Genomic DNA, 23646 nt, shown 5'->3' on the forward strand with positions numbered 1-23646 from the left:
CCTAAAAAAAGAGTAATTAGATGAATCGGACTGTAGGAGCAAAAATTCGCCATTTGAGAAAAACACGCGGTTATTCACAAGAAGAAGTTGCCGAAAAACTCAACATCTCACAATCGGCTTATGCCCGTATCGAAAACGGAGAAAGTCAATCGTGGGCTTCGCATATTGAACAGCTAAGTACGATTTTTGAGGTAAAGCCTAAGAGTTTTTTGTCTAAACAAAAAGAGGGTTCTCCTGCTAAAAAACAAAAGGATAAACTACAATTGCGGGATACTTTGATCGCTCTGGACGAAGTGTACCAAAAGCTAATCGAACAATACGAAAAACGCCTGCAGGAAAAAGACGAACTGATTGCTTTATTAAAACACGGACTGGAAACCAAAAAGCTACTACCGTAACAGGTTACTTTTATTGGATTCTTATTGCTCTCTCCCAATATCTTAAAAACACTTTCCTTTTTTATACGGATTTCCGTACCGGTATCTTATCTTATTTTGATCAATTTTATCCCGTTAGAACGGGACTTCTTTTTTTGCATTCCTAAAAAACAAATAGCTATTTTTACAGAACCATTACATAACAAAACAAACGATGTTACAAACTCTAGTTTTACTCGCCGCATTTATTTTAGCACTGGCTATCGGAATCTATCTTGGAAAAGCCTTATTCAGCGCGCGTTCACAATCGGAAAAATCGGGATTGGAAGAGCGCATTAACGGTCTGTTAGCACAACAGGAACAACTCAAACAACAGTTTTTACAGGAACGCAGTCAGTTTGAGCGACAGCTGGCATTGGTTCAGACTGAAAAGGAAAACATCCGTAACGAAAAAGAAGCATTAGCCATACAGCTTTCCAAAAAAGAAGTCGACTTTGAAAACCTTTGGGAACGCAACAAAGAACAAAAAGAGGAAGTAAACCAGCTACAAGAAAAATTCACCAAAGAATTCGAAAATCTGGCCAATAAGATCCTTGAGGAAAAAACCAATAAGTTTACCGAACAAAACAAGGAAAACTTAAAAAACATACTATCCCCATTACAGGAGCGTATTCACTTATTTGAAAAGAAAGTTGAAGACACCCATAAAGAGAGTATCGACTATCACGCTGCTTTACGTCAGCAAATTCTAAATCTGCGGGAAACAAACGAGCAGATGAGCAAAGAAACGCTAAACCTAACCAAGGCGTTAAAAGGCGACACCAAAATGCAAGGAAACTGGGGTGAGTTGATTTTGGAAAAAGTACTGGAAAAATCAGGATTGGAAAAAGGGCGCGAATATGAAGTACAGCAAAGTTTTGTAACTGAAGAAGGCAATCGTGTACAGCCGGACGTTGTGATCAACTTACCGGACGGTAAAAAAATGATCGTCGATTCCAAAGTATCCCTTACCGCTTACGAGCGTTATGTGAATGAAGACGACGAAACGACTCGAATTCACTACCTGAAAGAACATGTTAACTCGATAAAACGTCATGTTGAACAACTGGGCGGTAAAAACTATCATGATCTGTATCAGATGGAAAGTCCGGATTTTGTATTGTTATTTATCCCGATGGAACCTGCTTTTGCAATCGCTTTAAATGAAGATGCTACCTTATACAACAAGGCTTTTGAAAAAAATATTGTGATCGTTACTCCGTCGACCTTATTGGCAACTTTGCGTACCATTGACAGTATGTGGACCAATCAGAAGCAACAGGAAAACGCTTATGAAATTGCACGTCAGGCTGGTGCTTTATACGACAAATTTGAAGGCTTTGTAAACGATCTGATCAAGATTGGTAAAAAAATGGACGAAGCCAAAACCGAATACCAGGGCGCCATGAACAAACTGGTTGACGGAAAAGGAAACTTGATCACCAGTGTAGAAAAATTAAAAAAGATGGGCGCCAAAGCCAAAAAGGCATTACCCGAAAGCATCCTAAACCGTGCTAATAACAACGATCTAACCGAATAAAAATGAGTACCGAACCTAAGAAAATCAGCTCTTCGCGGATCAGTATTTCCGAACTGATGCTGCCTTCGCATTCCAATTTTAGCGGAAAAATACACGGAGGTTATCTCCTCTCGTTAATGGATCAGATTGCGTTTGCCTGTGCTTCGAAATATTCGGGTCGCTATTGTGTAACAGCATCAGTTGATACAGTCGATTTCCTAAATCCGATTGAAGTAGGCGAATTGGTTACCTTAAAAGCTTGTGTCAATTATGTAGGCCGAAGCTCTATGGTTGTTGGTATTCGGGTTGTTTCACAAAACATCCAGACCGGAAAAATAAAACACAGCAATTCCTCTTATTTTACGATGGTAGCCCAAGATGATAATGGTAATAGTATTGCCGTACCCAAACCGATATTATCCACTTTGGACGAAGTGCGTCGTTTTTATGATTCCCTTCGACGAATAAAGACCAAGAAAGAACACGCTGAACACACCAATAATTTTGACCACACCAGCCAGGAAGCATTAGACAGACTTTCTGATTATGGCGTTACACTGGCATTAAAAAGATAAATGATATTTAGGAATAAACCGCACCCAAAGATAGCGTCTGACTTTTGGGTGCAGTTTAATTTATATTTTAAATCGTATGTTTTAAGCCTAATATATGTCTGTATATCTCTCTTATTTTTTTATGATTTTTTTCGTTGTTTGCATTCCTTCGTCGTCTTCGACAATTAGCAGATACATTCCTTTTTCATTCGAAGTAAGATCTACCTGATTTGTCTCCGACCGGGTAATTAACCTTCCCATTACATCATACCCTTTTAACGAGCGTATATTCTGATCTGACAATACCGTAAATAAACCTTCGGACGGATTCGGTAGTATCTTAATTTCCCTCATCTGACTTAAGACAAAATCTTCGTTTTTAAGTTTTTTACTTTTAACACCTCTTACCGTAAAGGCGAAATTAACAGCCTTTAAAGCAACCCAATCGTCTAATCCAAAATCAAATCTTTTTGCATACGGACCGGCTTCAGTTTTTAATGATCTCCAAAACCATTCTGCTGACAAACCATCTGAAAATAACGGCGCAAAAGATACCCAGTATCTTACATTTTTTTCCAAAGTCACTGCCGGCGCTCCATCCAACTCAAGTGCACGTTTCACATCGACAGTATAATCATTAAGTTCTTTACGATTGTCAGGATTATCACTTATTAAAGTCAGATGTTGGTAAATAGCTTTAGAATCCTCATGAAGCAAAAGATCCATGACTACATCCTCACCTTCCACCGTTGGTTTCCCAGAAGGAGATCCATCTTTGTCTTTATATATAGATACCCCTAAACCGGAATTAAATGAAAAATCCTGCACCTGAAACCCATAAAAGGTAATACTTGACAAATCAAAAGATTCCGAAGTCTGAAAACTGTCAGTAAAGACACTATCATGATCACTCTTTGTTATACTTGCTTTAAACCCCGTCGAAATATCATCGGGATCAACATTCCGTTGAAATATTATCGATTCTTCGGCTGAGGAATCCGCTACAACAACAAAATCATATACTTCATCCAGATTACGGGAACCGTCCCGAAGTTTTTGCACTCCAAAATAATACGTTCCCGGTTCACCGGCACTATTGGACCACGTTCCATTTCCAGTCAGAAACTCGCTAGTTCTTAACTCCTCCCCGGTATCTTTTCTACCAAATACAATCCAATCCGTTCCCGCTTCTGGAAAATTTTTATAGTGTAGAATGATTTCTTCGTTAACTTGATAGGTAAACTTCGGTAATTGCAACTGTTGTGCAAATGAAAATAGTGGCAATAAAAGGGTCAGTACTAATATTTTTTTTATCATGGCTTATATATTTTTTAGTATCTCTAATAATAAACACTCTTGTTTATACATCCCGATATCTTATTCTTTAATTAGTTTTGTATTGGATTTATGGCCATCCTTATGCGTAATAACTACTAAATAAATTCCCTTAGGGTAAGTTGACAAATCTATTGTATCCGAATTTCCTTTTAATAGTAATTGCCCGGTTATGTTATAGACTTCGGTCAAAACAATCCCTTGCCCCGGAGTAATCGTAAAAACACCACCAGTCGGATTAGGATAAATCGCCGCTACAGCGTGCGAATCCAATACCGAAGTACCCAACGTCACTTTTGTACCTTCAATACTAAACGCTGTAGAACGCAAATCACCCCTGTAACCCCATTCTGTATCTCCGCTTTGCCATACCAGCATGTCATATCCGAAACCATGACCATCGTACCAATACCAGATTTTATCTTCCGGCAAACCATCGGTAGCTACAACCGGAGCAAAAGCCAACCAATAAGAATCTGCTTCCAAAACTAATTCTTTACCAGCCAGATTCAAATCAACTGATATAATAATCTTCTCATCTTCGATTCTTTTTAACAGCCCCGGATTGGCATTATCCAGATAAAAATGAGCTAAAGAAGTTCCCGAAAATGGAATTTTAAACTTATTGCCATAAACATCATCTTTGAAAACAAATACATGCACCCCTTGTATCAGGGAAATATCTCCGGGAGCCGTTTTACCTATTTGTCCTACAAAATTAAATCGGGTGATTTTACTTTTATTTTTAATATCAAAATTATCCGCCAGGATTTTCTTTTCGGTATTCGTGACTGTTGAAATATTATCAACTAAACGATCCGGCTTAGTAGCAGGATGGTTTAAAAACGTTGAAAACAACACTTCTCCTTCTTGTGCATACAACAGCGTCGTAGCAAACAGCATACAACAAAACAACAATCGATATCTTATCTTTTTCATTTTATTTTAGACTTTAATTAGTTTTTCAAAAACCTGTGTACCATCATTACAAGTCACTGTCAATAAATAAACCCCTTTAGGAGAAGCCGACAAATCAACAGTTTCCGACCGGTTCTGCAACACCAATTGCCCGTTTCCATTATACACCGCAACAGAAACAATCTCTTTTGGTGTACTAATTTTAAAAACATCATACGAGGGATTCGGACACACCTTTGCAGTAACGGTTTCTATATCCGATTTTAAAATTCCCAACGTCACTTTTTTACCTTCGATACTATACGCTGTAGCAGATACATCACCGAAATGCCATTCTGTATCTCCGTTTTGCCATACCAGCGTATCAAATCCGCTACCATCACCATCGTACCAATACCAAACTTTATCTTCCGACAAACCATCGGTAGCTACAACCGGAGCAAAAGCTAGCCAGTAACCTCCTGATTCCAAGATCAATTCTTTTTCAGCCAGATTCAGATCAACTGATATAATAATCTTCTCATCTTCAATCCTTTTTAACAAACCCGGGTTGGTATTATCCAGATAAAAATGAGCTAAAGAAGTTCCCGAAAACGGAATTTTAAACATATCCCAATGAAGATCTCTTTTGATAACAAATACATGTCCCCCTTTTATCAGGGACATATCTCCGGGAGCCGTTTTACCTATTTGTCCTACAAAATTAAATCGGGTGATTTTACTTTTATTTTCAAGATTAAAATTATCTGCCAGGATTTTTTTTTCGGTATTCGTAACTGTTGAAATATTATCAACTAAACGATCCGGCTTAGCAGCAGGAAATCTTAAAAATGTTGAAACCAACACTTCCTCTTCTTGTGCTTCCAACAGCGCCGTAGCAAACAGTATACAACAGAACAACAATCGACATCTTATCTTTTTCATTTTATTTTAGACTTTAATTAATTTTTCAAAAACCTGTGTACCATCATTACAACTCACAGTCAATAAATAAACCCCTTTAGGAGAAGCCGACAAATCAACAGTTTCCAACCGGTCCTGCAACACCAATTGCCCGTTTCCATTATACACCGCAACAGAAACAATCTCTTTTGGTGTATTAATTTTAAAGATATTGCAAGACGGATTGGGATATACCGTTATTACAGTTGTTTGCATATCTAATTCAGAAATTCCTAATACCACTTCTTTACCTTCGATACTAAAAGCCATCGACCTCGGGCTACCACTTCTAATAGGACTCCATTCTGTATCACCATTATTCCATTTTCTAACATAATAACTAGCACCATCTCCTTCATACCAATACCAGACGCTATCAGCCGGCAAACCATCAGTAGCCATAACCGGAGCAAACGCTATCCAATAAGAACCTGATTCCAAAATCAGTTCTTTTCCAGCCAGATCCAAATCAACCGAAACAAGAACTTTCTCTCTCTCAACTTTTTTTAATAAACCTGCGTTGGCATTATCCAAATAAAAATGTGCCAAAGAAGTTCCTGAAAACGGAATTTCTTGATATTTCCCATCGACCTCCTCAAATATATTTTTAAAAATAAATACATGTACCCCTTTAATCTGCGACATATCCCCTGGAGCAATTAAACCGATTTGTCCCACAAAATTAAATCGGGTGATTTTACTTTTATGTTCAATATCAAAATTATCCGTCAGTATTCTTTTTTGGGTATTACTAACTGTTGAGATACTGGCGGCAAAATCATCAAGTTTTCTCATATCATCTAATCTTGAAAATATTACCTCTTCCTGAGCACTTAATAAATTTACCACAAACAAACTACAACAAAGTACTACCCAATTTTTTACTTTTTTTATTTTCATTTTACTTTATGTTTTAATTAATTTTTCACGAAGTTGCCCCCCATCGTTACAGATCACTGTTATCCAATAAATCCCTTTTGGAAAAGCAGACAGATCAATAGTCTTCGATTTGTTTTGTAACACCAACTGCCCGTTTCCATTATACACCACAACAGAAACAATCTCTTTTGGTGTACTAATTTTAAAAACATCATACGAAGGATTGGGACTCACCTTTGCAGTAACGGTTTGTATATCCGATTTTGAAATTCCCAACGTTACTTCTTTACCTTCAATACTAAAAGCTACGGATCCAAAACTTGTTGACGACCAACCGCCATTATCCCATATTACTGCTTCGGCTCCGTAATCGGTTCCCTGATACCAGTACCATACTTTATCGGGCGGCATCTCCTCTGTAGCAATTATTGGCGCAAAGGCAATCCCATATGTTCCCGCTTCAAGTATCATATCAAATCCGAGCGATTTTATATCGATACCAATAGTAACCTGATCTCCTTGCTGCGTTATTTTCAATCCCGGAGTGTATTCCCGTATCAGCTCAAAATAATTCAAACTGGTTGCTTCAGATAATGGCTGACTCGTCGTAAATGCCCTAAGAATATACAACCGTACTCCTTTAATTAATGCTATGTTTTCGGGTGTTGGTTTCCCGAGTTGTCCGATAAAAGTAAACTGGGTGATCTGACTCTTTTTTGACAATTTAAAATCATCCATTATAATCAATTCCCCTGTATTCGTAATTGATGATAAGTTTGGGTCAAGTGGCGCTGGTTTCCTAACCGCATCCAATGTTGAAAATAGCACTTCCTGTCCCTGGCATTTCAGCCCATAAGTAATCGTTAAACCATAAAACAGTAGTGACAGGTATTTTTTCATTATCATTTTTCTTCTCATACTCAATATTTTACAAATCAATCATGGCTAAGTTAAAAAAACCTAATCTCACAAGAAGAGACAATTCCATAACCAAAACAGACAACACAGCCCTATTCATCAGCCATGAAAGAGTATTACAAAAAGCGAACATTGAAAAATAAATATGGCATTATATACAGACATCACAATGTATCGCTTCTTGACTAAACAGAAAAACGAACATTCCATATATTAAACAACATGCCAACCTAATAAAAAATATTTTTAACAAAAAAATTAATATTTTTTAAAATTATTGTTAATTAAAAATTAAATAGCTAATTCTGCTATATTTGTTAGGCAAAACATAAACATTTGATTAACAATTGTATGAAAAAAAACTACTTTCCCCCTACACTACTACTATTAATGGGACTTTTTGTATTATTTTCCTGTCAGTCTGACAACGATGATTATACAGAAATTACCCCAACACCTACTCCGACAGGTACACCTGTTTCGGCTGATTTGTCACAAGTGCCTTATCCAAAACTCTCGGACTATCATTTTTTTACCGGTGCACTAAAAAATAATACCCCAAATGATCGCGTATTACCCTATGAAATTGCCAGCGGTCTTTTTACAGATTATGCTCATAAAAAACGTTTTGTATGGATGCCTGAAAATACCAAAGCAGTATATAATGGCGATGGAAAAGTAGTAACCTTTCCGATTGGGACAGTTTTGATCAAAACTTTCTATTACGATAATGTTCAACCGGAAAATAAAACGCAGATTATTGAAACCCGATTAATGATCAAAAAAGGTGTCGACAGTGAAGGTGTCGACCAGTGGATCTTTGCCAATTATATCTGGAATGACTCTCAAACAGATGCTGTCCTTGACATGAATGGCAGTTACCGTTCGCTAACCTGGACGGAAAACGGTCAAACCAAGTCAACTAATTACCGAATTCCATCATCCGTAGAATGCCTTACCTGTCATAAAAAAGATGAAAAAGCGATTCCAATAGGACCGAAACCGCAAAACCTCAACTTTGTTTACAACTATACCGATGGCGCTAAAAATCAGTTAACAAAATGGATGGAACGCGGAATGTTACAAGCCGGTTATCCAGCCAATATTACCAGTACCATCAACTGGCAAGACACCTCAAAACCATTGGAATTACGCGTACGCTCTTATATCGATATCAATTGTGCGCACTGTCATTCCGAAAACAGTCATTGCGACTACCGCCCGATGCGTTTTGCCTTTAGTGAAACCTCGAATCCGGTCAATCTGGGAATTTGTGTCGAGCCACAGGAATTTATCGACAATGATCTGACACATATCGTAAGCCGCGGTAAGTTTCAACGTTCAATGCTACACTTCCGATTACAATCGACCGACGAAGCCAATCGTATGCCGTTACTCGGCCGTACCATGGCACACGAAGAAGCCGTACTGATGATCGAACAATGGATTAGTTCGCTCAATCCAAACTGCCCTTAACCTCTAAATCTAATATAATAACCAAAAACTACAACGACATGAAAAAAATTACCTTATTGCTTTTATTGTTGGGATATGTAAACCTACATGCCCAAACCACTTGTAATAATGCCCAGACAATCGGTCCCGGACTACATTCCGTACCGTTTATTTCTGGCACCAATCTCCCTACCATACAATGTTTACCGGGAAATCCAATTTTCGGTACAGCCTGCGAATGGTATTCTTACACCCCTACCGCTAATTATTCGGTAACGATAACCACCGATTTACCGGGCAGCGTAGGCCGTGACACGCGTATTAACGTATATAAGGGCACCTGTAATTCGATGCTTTGTGTAGCCAGTGATGATGATAGCGGTAGCGCGAATACCTCAACCGTTGTTTTCGAAGCGGTACAAGGCAACACTTATTTCATTGTTTTTGATAACAGATGGGACAGTATCGGTTTTGATTTCTACTTAACACAGGAGACACCGGGAACCAATTTAATCAGTTTTTCACAAATGTCCCAACCGCTTACCGGTTTTACCTATAAAAATTGTGTAGTCGATATGAACGGTGACTACCTTGACGATATCGTAGGTGTGGGTAATAACCAAATGCGCATTTTGTATCAGTCATCAAATGGAAGTTTTACCGGTACCACTTTCCCGTTAACCGGAGCAAACAATCAACCGTCGTGGAGTATTGCAGCCGGTGACCTGGATAAAAACGGGTATAACGACCTGATCTTCGGAGGCGGAAGCGGTGCTACGTTTGTTAAGGCCAATGGCAATGGCACTGCTTATACCGCTCAGTCTTTTCCACAGTATATTTTCTGTCAGCGAACCAATTTTGTAGACATCAACAAGGACGGAAATCTGGATATTTTTGTTTGTCACGACGTAAATCCGAATGTTTATTTTATGAACGATGGTAACAACAACCTGACCTATCATCAGGGAGGACTTGGTGATCATCCACAAGGTGGAAATTACGGTTCTATCTGGGTTGATTATGATAATGATGGCGATCAGGATTTATTTATCGCCAAATGCCGTGGCGGAAATATTTCGGCCAGTCTTAACGAATTACACCGTAACGACGGAAATGGTGTTTTTACCAATGTAAGTGTACAAGCCGGCTTATCCGACCCAATTCAAACCTGGTCATCGGCTTGGGGTGATTTCGACAATGACGGCGATATGGACGTTTTTGTAGGAGCCAGTTCCAATACAAATGGTATGCACAAACTGATGCGCAATAACGGTGACGGAACTTTTACCGATGTCACAGCTGGTTCCGGAATACCGACTCTAACCAATTTAGGGCAGGAAAATGTAGCACACGATTTTAACAACGATGGCTATATTGATATTTTCGGACCCGGAAATACAATCCTGTTTAACAACGGTAACATGACCTTTACGCGTCAGCCGTTAGGTGGTATTACCAACGGACCTATCGGAGATTTAAACAACGACGGTTTCCTTGACATCCAAAACGGAGACAATATTTTTCTAAATAATGCCAACTCCAACAAATGGCTAAAACTATCCTTAAAAGGATTACAAAGTAATGCCAATGGTATTGGCGCCCGCGTTGAAATTTACGGTCCATGGGGTAAACAAATCCGCGATGTACGCAGTGGTGACGGTTTCCGCAACATGAGTTCCTTAAATGTTCATTTTGGTCTGGGAACGGCTACACAAGTCACTCAGGTAATTGTAAAATGGCCTTCAGGAATTGTAGACACCTATAACAATGTTAATACCAACCAACATCTTGTCGTTATTGAAGGCAATACACTTCTTAGCACCGGAGATCACAACAAAGACGCTTTTGTGGTGTATCCAAACCCATCCCATGATTTTATCAAAATACAGCTGGATGCAACAGGTGTTACTGCCGACAAAGCAATTTTCTATGATATCACAGGACGTATTGCTCTAACAACCGCTATCGAATCCAATCAGATTGATGTTCGTACTTTAGCAAAAGGAACCTATATCCTATCTATTGAAAGCAATACCGGAGAAAAATACAGTACAAAATTCATCAAGAATTAAAAAAATAAGGGCTGTTTTACAACAGCCCTTTTCTTTATTGGAAACCTGTCGGTTATAATTTCCGACAGGTTTTTATTTTTAAAATACCCGAACCAAGTTAAATCCAAAAGAGATCTCTCCTTTTCCCCAGTCGCCTGTGGTTTGTCCGAGAAAACCAGCTTCGTTCATCGCTCTGGCATTGGTAAAATGCATCTGAAAAACGTGTCCGCCGGTTTCCAGATCCACACCAATGGATAGCGGATTCGTAAATACGGAATTTTTAGCCCGGTTAAGATGAGCCGCATAATCCATATTAACCGACCAGCGTTTGGTGAGTTTATAACGGCCACCCATACCCAAAGCGAACTGATCATTAGATTGCGGATTGGGCGTGATCACATTATTATTTTCATCCAATATATCCCGGATCGTATTTTCATGGAAATACGATGGTGCCAATTCCAGCGAAAGTCGTTCGGTAAACTTTCTGGAAATTAATAATTGCGTTACATAGCTCAGTCGGTTGTCAAATTTCAGGTTTGGAAAATCCTCTTTTTTCATTTCAGTGTTGATTGCCAAACTATTAAATCCAACCAGCGTTACTGGGAATCCTTCTTTTTCCTGAGACATTAACCGATATTTTACAGCCATTTCGTAGGTTTTCTGAAAACCGCTACGGGAAACATGAGCCGTAAGCCAGTTAGTCACCCCATATGAAAATTTGATTTGCGTATTGGCATCGTCCATTCCGAAAAAGTCTTCAAAACCATGTTTGACATACCCAAAACGATGGGCAACTATAAAATAGAAATCCCCTTTTGCGGCCAGTTTGGTCGATTCGAGGTTAACGATTTTTAAGGACTTAAATACCGATTCGACCCGGTTATCAGTTTTTACCGTGTCGATTTCCGACAACAGGTCATTTTGAGCCGACGCACAAAAAGGAAGTAAGAGTAAAGAGAGTAAACTTTTTTTCATATAAGGTACTTAATTGATTGCGTTATATAATTTATACAGTCCTGTTTTTAACCGGAAAGCACTATTTCACTAGTGTACATTGATCCATTTTCAGTTCGCCCAACAAATCATCGTAGCCAATAAATCGCCCTTTCACTTTGATATTGGACAAAACCATTAGCTCTCCGTTTTTGATTTTATCTTTTAAAACGGCAAATAGTTTTTCATCGATAATAACCGAATTGGCATCCAGATCAACACTAGTGATTTTGCCATATACTTCTATTGTTTTATCCAGATATTTCTGATTGGCTTTGGCTTCATCGACTTTAAATTCATCAAAAATAGAATTGGCCGTTACGAGATAACTCTCTTTTTCCGAGGCAATATCGCGATGCCCTTTGTACAGATAGGAATAACCGGCAAAGCCCAGCAACACCAGTACAATCAAAATTAACACTATTCGTTTTCTTTTCATAAATTTTTAATTTAATAAATGTAAAATTAACGATAATTCATTTTATAAATTAAATTTTAATCATAACTTTAACCATATAATAAAGTAAAATGAAAAAAAGCTACCTATTCACCCTTTCACTCGGTTTATTAGTACTGACCGGTTGTACGAACGATACTGATTCCGACCTTATCGATAACAGTAGTACTACCGAACCGGTTACCTATACCAACACTGTGAAAAGCATTATTACCAACAACTGTATCTCGTGTCACGGAACGGTACCGTCCAACGGAGCACCGATGTCGTTAACCACGTATGCCGATGTAAAAAACGCGGTTTTAAACCGAGGATTGATTGACAGAATATCCCGATCACAGGGAGCAGATGGCATGATGCCATTGGGTGGCACGCGTTTACCGCAAAGCACAATCAACAAAATAATCGAATGGAATACTAACGGTCTTGTCGAATAATAAATCCCTGAATCATGAAACGCATTTTATACCTTCTCGCCATGCTCTGTGCTTTTACAGGACTACAGGCACAAAATAAAAAGGTCACCAAAACCGGAGAAATCAGCTTTGAAGCATCGGTTCCCGCTTTTGAAGAAGTAAAAGCCAAAAGTCGCAACGCTACGTTTGTACTGAACACCGATACGGGTGAAATCGCCAGTTTGGTACTGGTTAAAAGTTTTCGCTTTAAAATTGCCTTAATGGAAGAGCATTTTAATGAAAATTACATCGAAAGTGATCGTTATCCAAAAGCGACTTTTAAAGGAAAAATCGACGATTTTAAAATGAGTTCGCTAACGGATGCGGCCAAAGACTACACCATCCGCGGAAAACTGGAAATACACGGTAAAACAAAAGATGTGGTTATTCCGGCTAAAATCAAAAAAGTGGGCAACGACATTGCCATTCAATCCAACTTTACGGTAACGGTAGACGATTTTGGTATTGAAATCCCGAGTGTAGTTAGCAAAAAAGTCTCTAAAAACGTAGCCGTCAGCTTTGACTGCACTTTAAAATAGATCCTTTCAAACCATAAAAAAAGCTCCCTATATAGGGAGCTTTTTTACAATTATTTTTTCTTCTTTTTCGCTTTCGCTTTCTTTTCCTTTTTACCTTCGGACAATTCGATTTTTTCTTTTAATCGTTTTTCCGTATCCGAAATATAATAATGTAAATCCGAATTATAGGCGTTTAATTTTACCTCTTTCAGCACTTCTTTCGCTTCTGCAAAAGCTTTTTTACGCTCCAACAGGCTCACTTTTTTCAAAAGGATTTCGGCTTTATTACAACCTTTAATGGTTAGTGCGAAATCGATTAATTTTTCGGCCTGATCAAAATCTTCGTTTTGCAATAGCGTATCGATAAAATACGGATACACTTCCAAAGCATGCAGATTTTCGGCCAATGCCTGTTCGAAATAGGTTTTCGCCCCTTCGTAATCATAAAGCTGTTCGGCATGAAGCCTTCCTAAAAGGCAGAGTGCCATGGTATTTTTGGCGTCATACGACAAAGCGTATCCCAACGATTCCACGGTTTCTTCCAGATAAGATGGATAGGCGTCCATAGCCTGAAACAAAAACTTATCTAATTTATCTGTTTTCATTCGATGTAGTTTTTCAAGTTATTCTTTAGTTGTTGTCGTGTGGATTTATAATTTTTCTCCACGTTTTGTTTTTTAAAATCGGTTCCGGTGAACACGCGTTTGGGATTTCCTCTTACAATATTCAGTTGGTTTTCCCATTTTTTATCGACCTCCTTTTTTAGTAATTCTAATGTTGCTTCTTCCAGTTTTCGAACAAGACGTTCGGTTGCCGTTTTTTTATTCTGATGCTGCGAACGACTATCCATCGCTACCACACTGATTCCTGTTGGAGTATGTGTCGCACGAACGGCCGAGCTGACTTTATTTACATTTTGTCCGCCGGCTCCGGAACTTCGCATCGCCTGATGCTTTATATCTACATACGAAATTTTCGGTACGGCAGATTGTTCTATTTCAAAAATCCCGATAAACCAGTTTTTCCGTTTGTGCATTTTTCGAAACTGACTGGTTCCAATCCATTGTATGGTTCCGATCCAGGAATCGACAAAAACAGCGCTTTCCTTTCCTTTAACAATAAGCGTTGCCGTAGCCACCGTTCCGTTTTCCTGTCCTGGTTCCCTATGTAATATCTGCGCTTCCAGTCCTTCAGATCGCGCTTCTTCCATTATTTTTTTAAGCACCTGAGCCACAACCCAGCTGCATTCTTCCGGACCTCTTCCGGATGTTATTTGTATGATTTTTTCCATTCTTTAATCACCTTTAATAGCTTATCCCGGTTACGGGCATCTTTTACAAACTTCGGAAGGCTGGCGACCATTGTTTTGCCACCGTTATACTGACTGTTTCGTTCCCGTAAACCGGCAGCGATATAGCCCTCCAAATAGTCAATATGTGCTTCATTATACGCCCAGAATACATTCCCCCTTACGGTTTTCTGATACCATAATTCGGTATTAAAACACCACTCTCTGATATTATTTTCATCTGTTTTAAAACACATATGCACTTCTTCAATTCTCGGCACAAATTCTTTTATCTGGTTACAACTCGTGCACTTTACCTTTATTTTTTGCGGTTTTTCATTCAAAAGCTGCGACTCGTATTTTACTTTTTCAACATTGTTACAACAATACTGATTTACTGTTGCTTTGTATTTGATCATAGTATCTTCCTGATAGAGATGACAACCCGGGCATTTTAAAATCCGAATCGGATAACGCTCGTATTGATCCTTTTCGGAAAACGTTCTTTTAATAGTCGCTTTTGTTCCGCATTTTGGGCATTTCACCTGAAATTCATTGGCAAAATGGTGGGCTCTTTTATTTTCGTCCTGAAATCGTTTCATAGTTACAGTTATTTATCCATTCGCACGATTTTAGGCGTAAACGTCCCTAAAACGGTAACCAATTCCTGTTGGTTTCCCATCACTTTTGTGATATCCTTATAGGCCATTGGCGCTTCATCAATATTGCCACCAATCAGGTTTACTTCGTGCTTTTTAAGTTCTTTTTTGATGTCACTCTGCGTAAACATCGTTTTACATTTGGCTCTCGAGAATACCCTTCCGGCTCCATGTGACGCCGAATTAAGACTCGCCGGGTTTCCTTTCCCCATCACGATATAACCCGGAGCGGTCATCGAACCGGGAATAATTCCCAATTGTCCTTCGGCTGCCGGCGTAGCACCTTTGCGATGTACAATACACTCCTTATCGTTATGCATTTCCTTCCATGCAAAATTGTGATGGTTCTCTATGGTTACGACCACCTTTTTCCCCAGTAGTTTCGCAATCCGCCTGTGAATTTCATCGTGACAGGCTTTGGCATAATCACCGGCAAGGTTCATGGCCATCCAATACTCCTGTCCGTCGTGCGTATTCAGATCCAGCCAGGCCAGATGTTGTACATTTTTAGGCAACGGACATTGTTTGGTTGCCAGATAGGTATATTGTTTTGCAATATTGGCACCTAACCCGCGGGATCCGCTATGCGATAACACCGCAAAATATTCACCGGGCAACATTTTCCATTCCGGTAACGGTGTATCGATTTTTACAATTCCGAATTCTACAAAATGATTTCCGCCACCGGAGGTTCCCAATTGTTTATAGGCTTTGTCCAACAGACCTTTTACAAATGGAATATCCCGAAATTCCGGTCGGTAAAAAATTTCATGATCCGCTTTGATCGGATGCGTTTCATACATTCCGAATTTGGTATGCTCCGCCAGGATTGCTTTCAGTTGCTGCTCTCTTCCTTTTAGAAAAGAAGCCGGTAAATCGAAAATCGACAAACTCATCCGACAACCAATATCAACACCTACACCATAGGGAATCACCGCGTTTTCAGTGGCCAGTACGCCACCAATCGGCAATCCATAACCGGAATGTGCATCGGGCATCAAAGCTCCCGCTACGGAAACCGGCAGTTTTAGCGCATCGTACAACTGGAATTTTGCCTGCTGATCGATTTCGTTTTCACCAAAAATCGAAAACGGTGCGCGAGTGGTGTTGAGTTGTTGCATTCGCACCTGAACCGGGTTAATCAAGCCTTCGGCCACTTTTCCCCAGGTACCGTGATTTTTGAATTTTTCCGGAAACAGTAATACTTCTTTTGCCTCCGTTAGAATGCCTTCTTTTTTCTCTCTTTTTCTATATCTGTTAATTTGCCCCAAGGCAATATTGATGCTATTATTTTTAGGAAAGCCTAATTTGATCAGGTCCTTCCCGGATAATTTATTTCCCATTGTTTGATTCTTTGATTTTTTTTGGAACGCAAAACAATAGTTTCAGTAATCCGATTGGGATGCTGTTTTGTTTTGCGAAACATTTTATCCGTATTCGGATAAATTAAAGGGCTAAACCGGGAGCTTTAAAGTAAAAAGTATACAAAAAAGCCCGAAACTTGTTGTCTTCGGGCTTTGTTATCTTGGAAAGTAATTTTCTAGGACTGAACAAAACCACGAAGAGCAGCTACACCACATTTTGGTGTCAGACTGATAGCAGATGATTGTAATACAAACATTTTTCTTCGTTTTTAAAAGGTTATTATTTTTTCACATTGCAAAGTTTGTAAAATGTTTTTGACATTTCCTAATATTTCAATCTATTTTTTAATTTCAAATTCAAAAACACTCATTTTCAAGACGATAATTCGATTTTTCGGATAAAAATCACCTGAAACAAACCATTAGCAAAGCCTCCATCAGTTGACGGTTTAAAAAATTAACAATAACTTGGGAGATTCGAAAGCGATTATATCTACCTTTATTTTTCAAAAAAACACACTTATATAATTATATCCTATTATGCCTACTGACTGTATCAGCTATCAAGAATCCAATTATTTTTCCCGGTTAATTGTCGATTATTTAGATAAAAAAACAGAAACACAGTCCTTATACCATCGTTTTCCTTCCCTGGAAAATTTCAGAAGTCAAATTGACGAAAAAGCGGCACATTTTAGTACAGCGAACCGAAATACACTGGCAACCGTTTTGGAAAAACAGTATGCCTCGACAGCTGTTTCGGAAGCGACACTTCAAAATATCGCCCTGTTAAAAAACGAGAACACTTTTACCGTAACCACCGGACACCAGTTAAATCTTTTTACAGGACCTTTATATTTTTTATACAAAATCGTTTCGGCCATTAATCTGGCTAAAGAATTAAAAGCCGCTTACCCGACGGATCATTTCGTACCGGTATATTGGATGGCCACGGAAGATCACGATTTTGAAGAGATCAATTATTTTAATTTCAGAAATAAAAAAATAAAATGGAACCGCGATAGTTCCGGACCGGTTGGCCGTCTTTCGACCGAAGGACTGGATAGTGTTTTTGATGTTTTTTCGAAAGAACTCGGAATTGGTCATAACGCCGAATATTTACGTCAGTTATTTAAAAATGCCTATCTGAAACATTCGAATCTGGCCGATGCGACCCGTTTTCTGGCCAATGAATTGTTTAGAGAACAGGGATTGGTGATTATCGATGGTGATTCCGAAGCGTTAAAACGGGAATTCATTCCGTATGTAAAACGGGAATTACTCGAACAAGTCGCTTTTCAGAAAGTAACGGAAACGTCGGTTTTATTAAAAACCTACAACATACAGGTTAACCCTAGGGAAATTAACCTTTTTTATATTGAGGACGGATTGCGGGAACGCATCGTTTTTGAAAACGGAGGGTATATCGTTAACGGGACTTCGCGCCGGTTTACCACCGAAGAGATTCTGGATGAACTGGAACGTTACCCGGAAAAATTCAGTCCCAATGTGATCATGCGTCCGTTATACCAGGAAGTGATTTTACCCAATCTGGCCTATATTGGCGGTGGTGGTGAATTGGCGTACTGGTTGGAATTAAAATCCTTTTTCGAGGCTTCCAACGTTCCGTTTCCAATGTTGGTATTGCGAAATTCTGTAGTTCTGGCAACACCTAAACAGGCGCACAAAGCAGACCAATTAGGTCTAACCTGGGCCGATTTGTTTCAAAAGCAACACGATCTGATCGATGCAAAAACCAAATCACTTTCGGCCTTTACGCTTGATTTTTCGGAACAGAAAACACATCTGGAACAACAATTTTCCAAATTACGGGAAATGGCTGCCAAAACCGATGCTTCTTTTATAGGTGCCGTAGCCGCTCAGGAAAAGAAACAACTAAAAGGATTGGATAATCTTGAAAAACGATTGTTAAAAGCCGAAAAACGCAACCATCAGGAGCAATTGAGTCGTATCACGGCATTGCAAAACGAATTGTTCCCCAACCTGAGTCTTCAGGAACGGACGGCAAATTTTTCGGAATTTTATCTGGAACACGGCACGAATTTACTAACCGAATTATTCCGCCAGTTACAGCCGTTGGAACAGGATTTCCCGGTATTGATTGTATAAAAGAATCACAATTCTTCGATACAAATAAAATTTCAATAAAAAAGATAGCCTATTATTCAGCTTAAAAATACTATTTTTGCAAAAAATTTAAACAAAACAAGATGGCAACGAATAGAACATTCACTATGATTAAGCCTGATGCTGTTGAAAAAGGACACATCGGAGGAATTATTAACATGATTACTGAAGCTGGTTTCAGAATCGTATCAATGAAATTAACACAATTAACAGTAGCGGATGCTCAAAAATTCTACGCTGTTCACAGTGAAAGACCATTCTACGGAGAATTGGTAGAATTCATGTCAAGAGGTCCTATCGTAGCTGCAATCCTTGAAAAAGATAACGCTGTAGAAGCTTTCCGTACTTTAATCGGAGCTACAAACCCTGCTGATGCTGCAGAAGGTACTATCCGTAAAAAATATGCAACTTCTATCGGAGAGAATGCTGTTCACGGATCTGACAGTGATGAGAATGCTGCTATCGAAAGCGCTTTCCACTTCGCAGGAAGAGAAGAATTCTAATAAAATACTATATTATTTTCGAAAAGCCGTTCCAAAAGGAACGGCTTTTTTTGTACCCGTTTCTTTCCTTTTTTCAGTATTTCTATCTGATTATAAAAACGCGTAATTATACGCTATTATAGGTTTTACCAAGCCATTAACTTTACAAAACGCCTTACATATAAATCGAGTTCAACACAAATTGCAAATTAAAAATCCTAAAAAAATTACAATTTGGGACTAATATAGAATAAGGTAATCAAACAAAAACAGCATATAAATACAAACCAAATCTACAACAAACATGAAACGACTACTACCCCTTAAGACCATTTCGTTTGGTATTCTGGTTGCGCTAACGGCTACCAGTCTGGCTATTTCCTGCAAGAAAAACACGACACCGGATGCCGGATTATTAGGCGCAGCTCCTATTATCAAACCACAGGAATTTCCGGACGACTTAAATCTTCCCGGTTTTAAATTCCCTCAAGATTCTACCGCAATTTACGGTTGGCTTAACAAACAGGATTCCGCTAGTATTACCCAACATGCCTGGGGTATCTGGGCCGGTTTGACGGCAAAATCCGGTCAGGTTTTTAACGGTGATTCGCTATTGGTATTTGAAACCTGGATGAGCGTAAAAGAATTGGCGCAAATGGCAGCCGACGGGAACAAAGAAGGCGGATGCTTTCAGATCAAAAAAGAACGTAGCGCTCTGGAAGTACCAAAACAGTTAATCCACGGCCAATTGTTTGGTAAAAGAAATGCGGTACTTGATACGGTTTCTAATGTTTTCGAAACAGTTTCCTACAATCCGGCAGCAGCCTGTTATTCGACACAAAATCTTATTTTCAACCAATCGACACTCGACAAATACAAAGTTACTAACGGTATCGGTAACATTCCTCCATTTCCATCAGCTGGTATTACAACCAAACCTACCTATTTTGCCGGTGGTGTTGATGCAAACGGTTTGATTCGCGTACCGATTTGGCCAGGCGATCCAAAGCCAGCTAAAGTATTTGGTTATAAAGACTGGCAAACCTACGTTTATGTGGACACCAACAACAAACAAGCAAAAGACAAAACCATCGTACCGGTTACCGGTTCCAATCCGACACCGGCTCAAATTGTAGCGGCCACTTGTAACCTGAACGAATTTATCAATGATCAGATCGATGGCCGTATGGCTGCCTATCTGAATAACAACCAAAAAAGCAGCAAACGCAAATACAAAGCCGGCGATTATATCTTATTGGTAGCCATGCACGTAGGAACCAAAGAAATCAGCAACTGGACCTGGCAGACCTTTTTCTGGAGCTATGACCGCGACAATCCGTTTTTCCCAAGTTCGGCGTTCAATGCTAAATTACGTCCAAGCATTATCAAAGGTGCGGCTGCCAATTATGCCGTTTCAACCTCTTATGCGATGGTATGGCCTAACCAGCCGATTACCGGTGGAACCAACAAAGGTGTACGAAGTATCATCTCGTTTAACCCTTATTTGGAAGGCTCTTTTGGTCCGAACGTATTTACCGGCGACAACAACCAGTTAAATCCAAATTTCCAATATGGTGTACAAACCAACTGTATGAGTTGTCACGCTTTGGCATCGGTTACAGGAAGCGTATACACTACCGATCAGTATATCGATATGAAAGACATGAGTCGTTTCCGCAATCAGGTATTACTGGATTTTGCCTGGTCGGTTCAGAGTAATATCAACGCTAATAAATAATCATCAATAGTAATCCCTAAATCGCTAAAGTATGATACATGATCACGAACATATTCACCACGGATGTACCCATTGCGGTTGTAACAATCCGGTTTTAAAAATTCTGGAAAAGGAACTTTCCTCTTCGGAAATTATCACCCAATTATCGGAAAACAAAACCCCTTTTGTTAATCCAACAGAAGAATCGGTATTGTTTCACGGCGGTACAATTCGTCCGTTGATAGATGGGAAAACGCATACGGTAGAAGCTATCGGATTCCATAAAGGGAAAGTCGTTGCTTCCGGTTCTATGTTGCACGTAACGGAGGCCATGATCAAAACGGGACATCTTTTTCAAACCCGAAAACTGGACAAAGGTCATACCTTGCTTCCGGGACTAATCGAACCGCACGTTCACCTGGTACCTTCTGCCATATTGGGCAGTTGGTTGGACTTGAGTCCGTATGACGGACAGTTTTTAAAGGAAGGCTACAACACCGCATGGCTTAAAAAGCAGCTTGATGACTATCAAAATGATCCTAAAAACAAAGAAAAGCTTAACAAAAATAATTATTGGATTTTAGGTTGTAATCTTGATCCGGCCTTTATGCCTTTTGAAAAAAGTCATACGCCGGACACATTAAACAAGCTGGTTACGTTCGATTATCAATTTCTGGATAACATCGTACCCGACTATCCGGTATTTATCATGAGTGCTTCGATGCATACGGCCTATGTAAACTCGTTGACACTTCGTATTATTTTCGATCTGAATAAAAGTATACGCGATCAATACAAAACGTTCGAAAATTATCAGCAAACCACCAACGGACAATTACAGGAAACCGAAGAAATCGGACCGGCTTTAAAATGTATGCCGATTCGCCAGGTCGCTGAATTTGCGCTTGCTTCGTTTAAAAATCTGGACGATTTGTTTGATACCGCTGTGAAACGTGGCGTTACTTTTATGTATGATGCCGGAATGACATCCGTACAAGAGCTTATCTTAAAATTATATCTGGATTTCCATCAAAAGAAAGTGCGCATTGGTGTGGCACAAACCTGTTTAACGTTGGATGATGCTAAAAAACTACCTACTTTTACTCCGATTAAAGAGTACAAAGACCTGTATTCGGGTAGCGTTAAAATCATTTCCGACGGTTCGAATCAGGGATTAACCGGCTACCAGTCGAAACCTTATTGTTGTTATCCGGCCGATAATCTTGGGGTGTTTAATTTCCCGGAAGACAAAGAGCATCCGCATCCGGACGAGCCAACGCAAACCTATCTCGACATTGTAAAAACGGTTGTTGCAGAAAAAGAATGGCCTTTAATGATCCATGCCAATGGTGATATGGCTGTAAAATTTGCAATCGAAGTTTACGATGCCGCTTTTAAAGCGAAAAAAGTAGCAGACCGTCGTCACCGTATCGAACACTGCTCTATTTTGGAACAGTCTCAGATCCAGCAAATGAAAGATCTTGGTATCGTTCCGAGTTTTCTAATTGGCCATGTGGGCTATTATGGTTATCCGTTTAAGGAAGCCATTTTTGAAGAAAAAGTAGAAAAACTGGATTTGTGTCGTTCTTCACTTGACGCCGGATTACGTATTTCGCTACATACCGATTATTCCGTAAGTCCGATCGGGCCATTACGTATGATGGAACAAGCTATTACCCGTATGATGGAAGCCGCACCGGACGATTATCCGAACAAAGTATTAAACGAAAAAGAATGCCTTACTCCGGAACAGGCGTTACTATCGGTAACCTATGACGCGGCGTGGCAATGTCATGCCGAGCAGTGGACGGGTTCGCTACAGGATGGCTATTTCGCCGATTTCGTGATTCTGGAACAGGATCCGCTAACGATGAAAGAGTACTATAAAGAACTGCGTAAGGTTCCGATTCTCGAAACCTGGAAAGGTGGCGTAAAAGTGTATACAAACACGGATATTGTTGTTCCCGAAGCGGTATAACATTTTAAAAAGTGGAAAAGCAGGACGAATGTCCTGCTTTTTATGTTTCTATAACTTTTTAATCCAATCGCATCAGATCAAAATACATAAATCGATGTTTCTTCTCTTTATCCGATTCTAAAAGAAATATAAAATCATTCTTTTCGTATAATGCTAACTGTTGAGGTTTGTTGTAGGCATCTAAAATTAATAACCGGCATGCAGGTTTGTGTTCAATAAATGTCCAGCCTTTAATAAAGTCTAATAACTGATGTGCTAATCCGCAGCCCTGGTAGTTTTTATGAATTCCCAACCTTGTAATTTTAACAGCCGGGTATTGACGAATTCTTTTTTTATTAGGGAGTTTAATTTTTCTATGAAGCTTATTCCAAATAGAATTTTCATACCCTAAATCATTTAAACAATCATTCGACAATGAAAAAAAAGCCACTATATCATTATCTGTTTTAAATAAATAGGTATTTGTTATTTTTTCGTTTTGGAATTTTTTAGAATCTTCCAGTAAAAAAATATTTATTTCCGAATCGTTACAATCAAAATAGTCCAATACTTCCTCATTTCTTAATACCGAAAAAGTAAAATCAGACAAATCCATGA

General features: G+C 39.2%; 23 protein-coding genes. 11 read left to right on the forward strand and 12 right to left on the reverse strand.

Going from position 1 to position 23646, the window contains the following annotated elements; genetic code table 11:
* Window positions 1-20 precede the first annotated feature (20 nt).
* The 3 genes from AAFN64_RS13650 to AAFN64_RS13660 all read left to right on the forward strand — a co-directional run bounded on the left by AAFN64_RS13650 (window position 21) and on the right by AAFN64_RS13660 (window position 2510).
* Window positions 21-398: a helix-turn-helix domain-containing protein gene (locus AAFN64_RS13650; RefSeq protein ID WP_300489587.1), complete on the forward strand. Its 378-nt coding sequence runs from the start codon at window positions 21-23 to the stop codon at window positions 396-398.
* Window positions 399-591: 193 nt separating this feature from the next.
* Window positions 592-1956: a DNA recombination protein RmuC gene (gene rmuC, locus AAFN64_RS13655; RefSeq protein ID WP_347760828.1), complete on the forward strand. Its 1365-nt coding sequence runs from the start codon at window positions 592-594 to the stop codon at window positions 1954-1956.
* 2 nt (window positions 1957-1958) lie between these two features.
* Window positions 1959-2510, forward strand: a complete 552-nt coding sequence (locus tag AAFN64_RS13660; protein ID WP_300489593.1) for an acyl-CoA thioesterase — start codon at window positions 1959-1961, stop codon at window positions 2508-2510.
* Between the two features lie 111 nt (window positions 2511-2621).
* Here the strand turns inward: AAFN64_RS13660 and AAFN64_RS13665 are convergent, their stop codons facing one another.
* From AAFN64_RS13665 to AAFN64_RS13685, 5 genes are read right to left on the reverse strand one after another with little or no spacing between them, the layout of a single operon-like run.
* Window positions 2622-3806 carry a T9SS type A sorting domain-containing protein gene (locus AAFN64_RS13665; RefSeq protein ID WP_347760829.1) on the reverse strand — a complete coding sequence of 395 codons (1185 nt, stop codon included), beginning with the start codon at window positions 3804-3806 and terminating at the stop codon, window positions 2622-2624.
* Between the two features lie 60 nt (window positions 3807-3866).
* Window positions 3867-4763: a T9SS type A sorting domain-containing protein gene (locus AAFN64_RS13670; protein ID WP_347760830.1), complete on the reverse strand. Its 897-nt coding sequence runs from the start codon at window positions 4761-4763 to the stop codon at window positions 3867-3869.
* A 6-nt stretch (window positions 4764-4769) separates the two neighbouring features.
* A complete protein-coding gene (locus AAFN64_RS13675; RefSeq protein ID WP_347760831.1) occupies window positions 4770-5666 on the reverse strand; it encodes a T9SS type A sorting domain-containing protein in 897 nt (298 codons plus the stop codon).
* Window positions 5667-5672: 6 nt separating this feature from the next.
* The gene (locus AAFN64_RS13680) at window positions 5673-6584 is read right to left on the reverse strand and encodes a T9SS type A sorting domain-containing protein (RefSeq protein WP_347760833.1); all 912 of its coding nucleotides are present in this window, start codon (window positions 6582-6584) and stop codon (window positions 5673-5675) included.
* A gap of 6 nt (window positions 6585-6590) precedes the next feature.
* Window positions 6591-7481, reverse strand: coding sequence for a T9SS type A sorting domain-containing protein (locus tag AAFN64_RS13685; RefSeq protein ID WP_347760835.1), 891 nt, complete (start codon window positions 7479-7481; stop codon window positions 6591-6593).
* A 351-nt stretch (window positions 7482-7832) separates the two neighbouring features.
* Between AAFN64_RS13685 and AAFN64_RS13690 the strand changes: the two genes are divergently transcribed.
* Both AAFN64_RS13690 and AAFN64_RS13695 read left to right on the forward strand, forming a co-directional pair.
* Window positions 7833-8957, forward strand: a complete 1125-nt coding sequence (locus tag AAFN64_RS13690; protein WP_347760837.1) for a hypothetical protein — start codon at window positions 7833-7835, stop codon at window positions 8955-8957.
* Between the two features lie 38 nt (window positions 8958-8995).
* A complete protein-coding gene (locus AAFN64_RS13695; protein WP_347760838.1) occupies window positions 8996-11008 on the forward strand; it encodes an FG-GAP-like repeat-containing protein in 2013 nt (670 codons plus the stop codon).
* 78 nt (window positions 11009-11086) lie between these two features.
* Here the strand turns inward: AAFN64_RS13695 and AAFN64_RS13700 are convergent, their stop codons facing one another.
* Both AAFN64_RS13700 and AAFN64_RS13705 read right to left on the reverse strand, forming a co-directional pair.
* Window positions 11087-11965 (reverse strand): DUF5777 family beta-barrel protein, encoded by an 879-nt coding sequence (locus AAFN64_RS13700; RefSeq protein ID WP_300484921.1) that lies wholly within the window; start codon window positions 11963-11965, stop codon window positions 11087-11089.
* Between the two features lie 61 nt (window positions 11966-12026).
* Window positions 12027-12422 carry a hypothetical protein gene (locus tag AAFN64_RS13705; protein WP_300484922.1) on the reverse strand — a complete coding sequence of 132 codons (396 nt, stop codon included), beginning with the start codon at window positions 12420-12422 and terminating at the stop codon, window positions 12027-12029.
* 89 nt (window positions 12423-12511) lie between these two features.
* On the opposite strand from AAFN64_RS13705, the gene AAFN64_RS13710 reads away from it, so the two are divergent.
* Window positions 12512-12877 (forward strand): hypothetical protein, encoded by a 366-nt coding sequence (locus AAFN64_RS13710; protein ID WP_136403278.1) that lies wholly within the window; start codon window positions 12512-12514, stop codon window positions 12875-12877.
* A gap of 14 nt (window positions 12878-12891) precedes the next feature.
* The gene (locus AAFN64_RS13715) at window positions 12892-13434 is read left to right on the forward strand and encodes a YceI family protein (protein ID WP_347760839.1); all 543 of its coding nucleotides are present in this window, start codon (window positions 12892-12894) and stop codon (window positions 13432-13434) included.
* A 50-nt stretch (window positions 13435-13484) separates the two neighbouring features.
* On the opposite strand, the gene AAFN64_RS13720 is transcribed toward AAFN64_RS13715, so the two are convergent.
* From AAFN64_RS13720 to AAFN64_RS13735, 4 genes are read right to left on the reverse strand one after another with little or no spacing between them, the layout of a single operon-like run.
* Complete coding sequence (locus AAFN64_RS13720; protein WP_300484927.1) at window positions 13485-14018, reverse strand: hypothetical protein; 534 nt, start codon at window positions 14016-14018, stop codon at window positions 13485-13487.
* Window positions 14015-14704, reverse strand: coding sequence for a peptide chain release factor H (gene prfH / locus AAFN64_RS13725; protein ID WP_347760840.1), 690 nt, complete (start codon window positions 14702-14704; stop codon window positions 14015-14017). Before prfH ends, AAFN64_RS13720 begins: the two co-directional genes overlap by 4 nt.
* Window positions 14683-15303 carry a hypothetical protein gene (locus AAFN64_RS13730; protein ID WP_347760841.1) on the reverse strand — a complete coding sequence of 207 codons (621 nt, stop codon included), beginning with the start codon at window positions 15301-15303 and terminating at the stop codon, window positions 14683-14685. The genes prfH and AAFN64_RS13730 overlap by 22 nt, the downstream gene beginning before the upstream one ends.
* Before the next feature lie 8 nt (window positions 15304-15311).
* Window positions 15312-16703: an RtcB family protein gene (locus tag AAFN64_RS13735; RefSeq protein WP_347760843.1), complete on the reverse strand. Its 1392-nt coding sequence runs from the start codon at window positions 16701-16703 to the stop codon at window positions 15312-15314.
* A gap of 561 nt (window positions 16704-17264) precedes the next feature.
* Here AAFN64_RS13735 and bshC point away from each other — a divergent pair.
* The 4 genes from bshC to AAFN64_RS13755 all read left to right on the forward strand — a co-directional run bounded on the left by bshC (window position 17265) and on the right by AAFN64_RS13755 (window position 23049).
* Entirely contained in the window at window positions 17265-18854 is a 1590-nt protein-coding gene (bshC, locus tag AAFN64_RS13740) for a bacillithiol biosynthesis cysteine-adding enzyme BshC (protein ID WP_347760845.1), read from the forward strand.
* Window positions 18855-18955: 101 nt separating this feature from the next.
* Window positions 18956-19375 (forward strand): nucleoside-diphosphate kinase, encoded by a 420-nt coding sequence (locus AAFN64_RS13745; protein ID WP_136403285.1) that lies wholly within the window; start codon window positions 18956-18958, stop codon window positions 19373-19375.
* Window positions 19376-19658: 283 nt separating this feature from the next.
* Window positions 19659-21092 carry a hypothetical protein gene (locus AAFN64_RS13750; protein WP_347760846.1) on the forward strand — a complete coding sequence of 478 codons (1434 nt, stop codon included), beginning with the start codon at window positions 19659-19661 and terminating at the stop codon, window positions 21090-21092.
* A gap of 31 nt (window positions 21093-21123) precedes the next feature.
* A complete protein-coding gene (locus tag AAFN64_RS13755) occupies window positions 21124-23049 on the forward strand; it encodes an amidohydrolase family protein (RefSeq protein ID WP_347760847.1) in 1926 nt (641 codons plus the stop codon).
* 58 nt (window positions 23050-23107) lie between these two features.
* Here AAFN64_RS13755 and AAFN64_RS13760 read toward each other — a convergent pair whose 3' ends face one another.
* Complete coding sequence (locus AAFN64_RS13760) at window positions 23108-23644, reverse strand: GNAT family N-acetyltransferase (RefSeq protein WP_300484941.1); 537 nt, start codon at window positions 23642-23644, stop codon at window positions 23108-23110.
* Window positions 23645-23646: the final 2 nt, after the last annotated feature.

This window comes from Flavobacterium sp. CAU 1735 (assembly GCF_039888695.1).
Lineage (GTDB): Bacteria > Bacteroidota > Bacteroidia > Flavobacteriales > Flavobacteriaceae > Flavobacterium.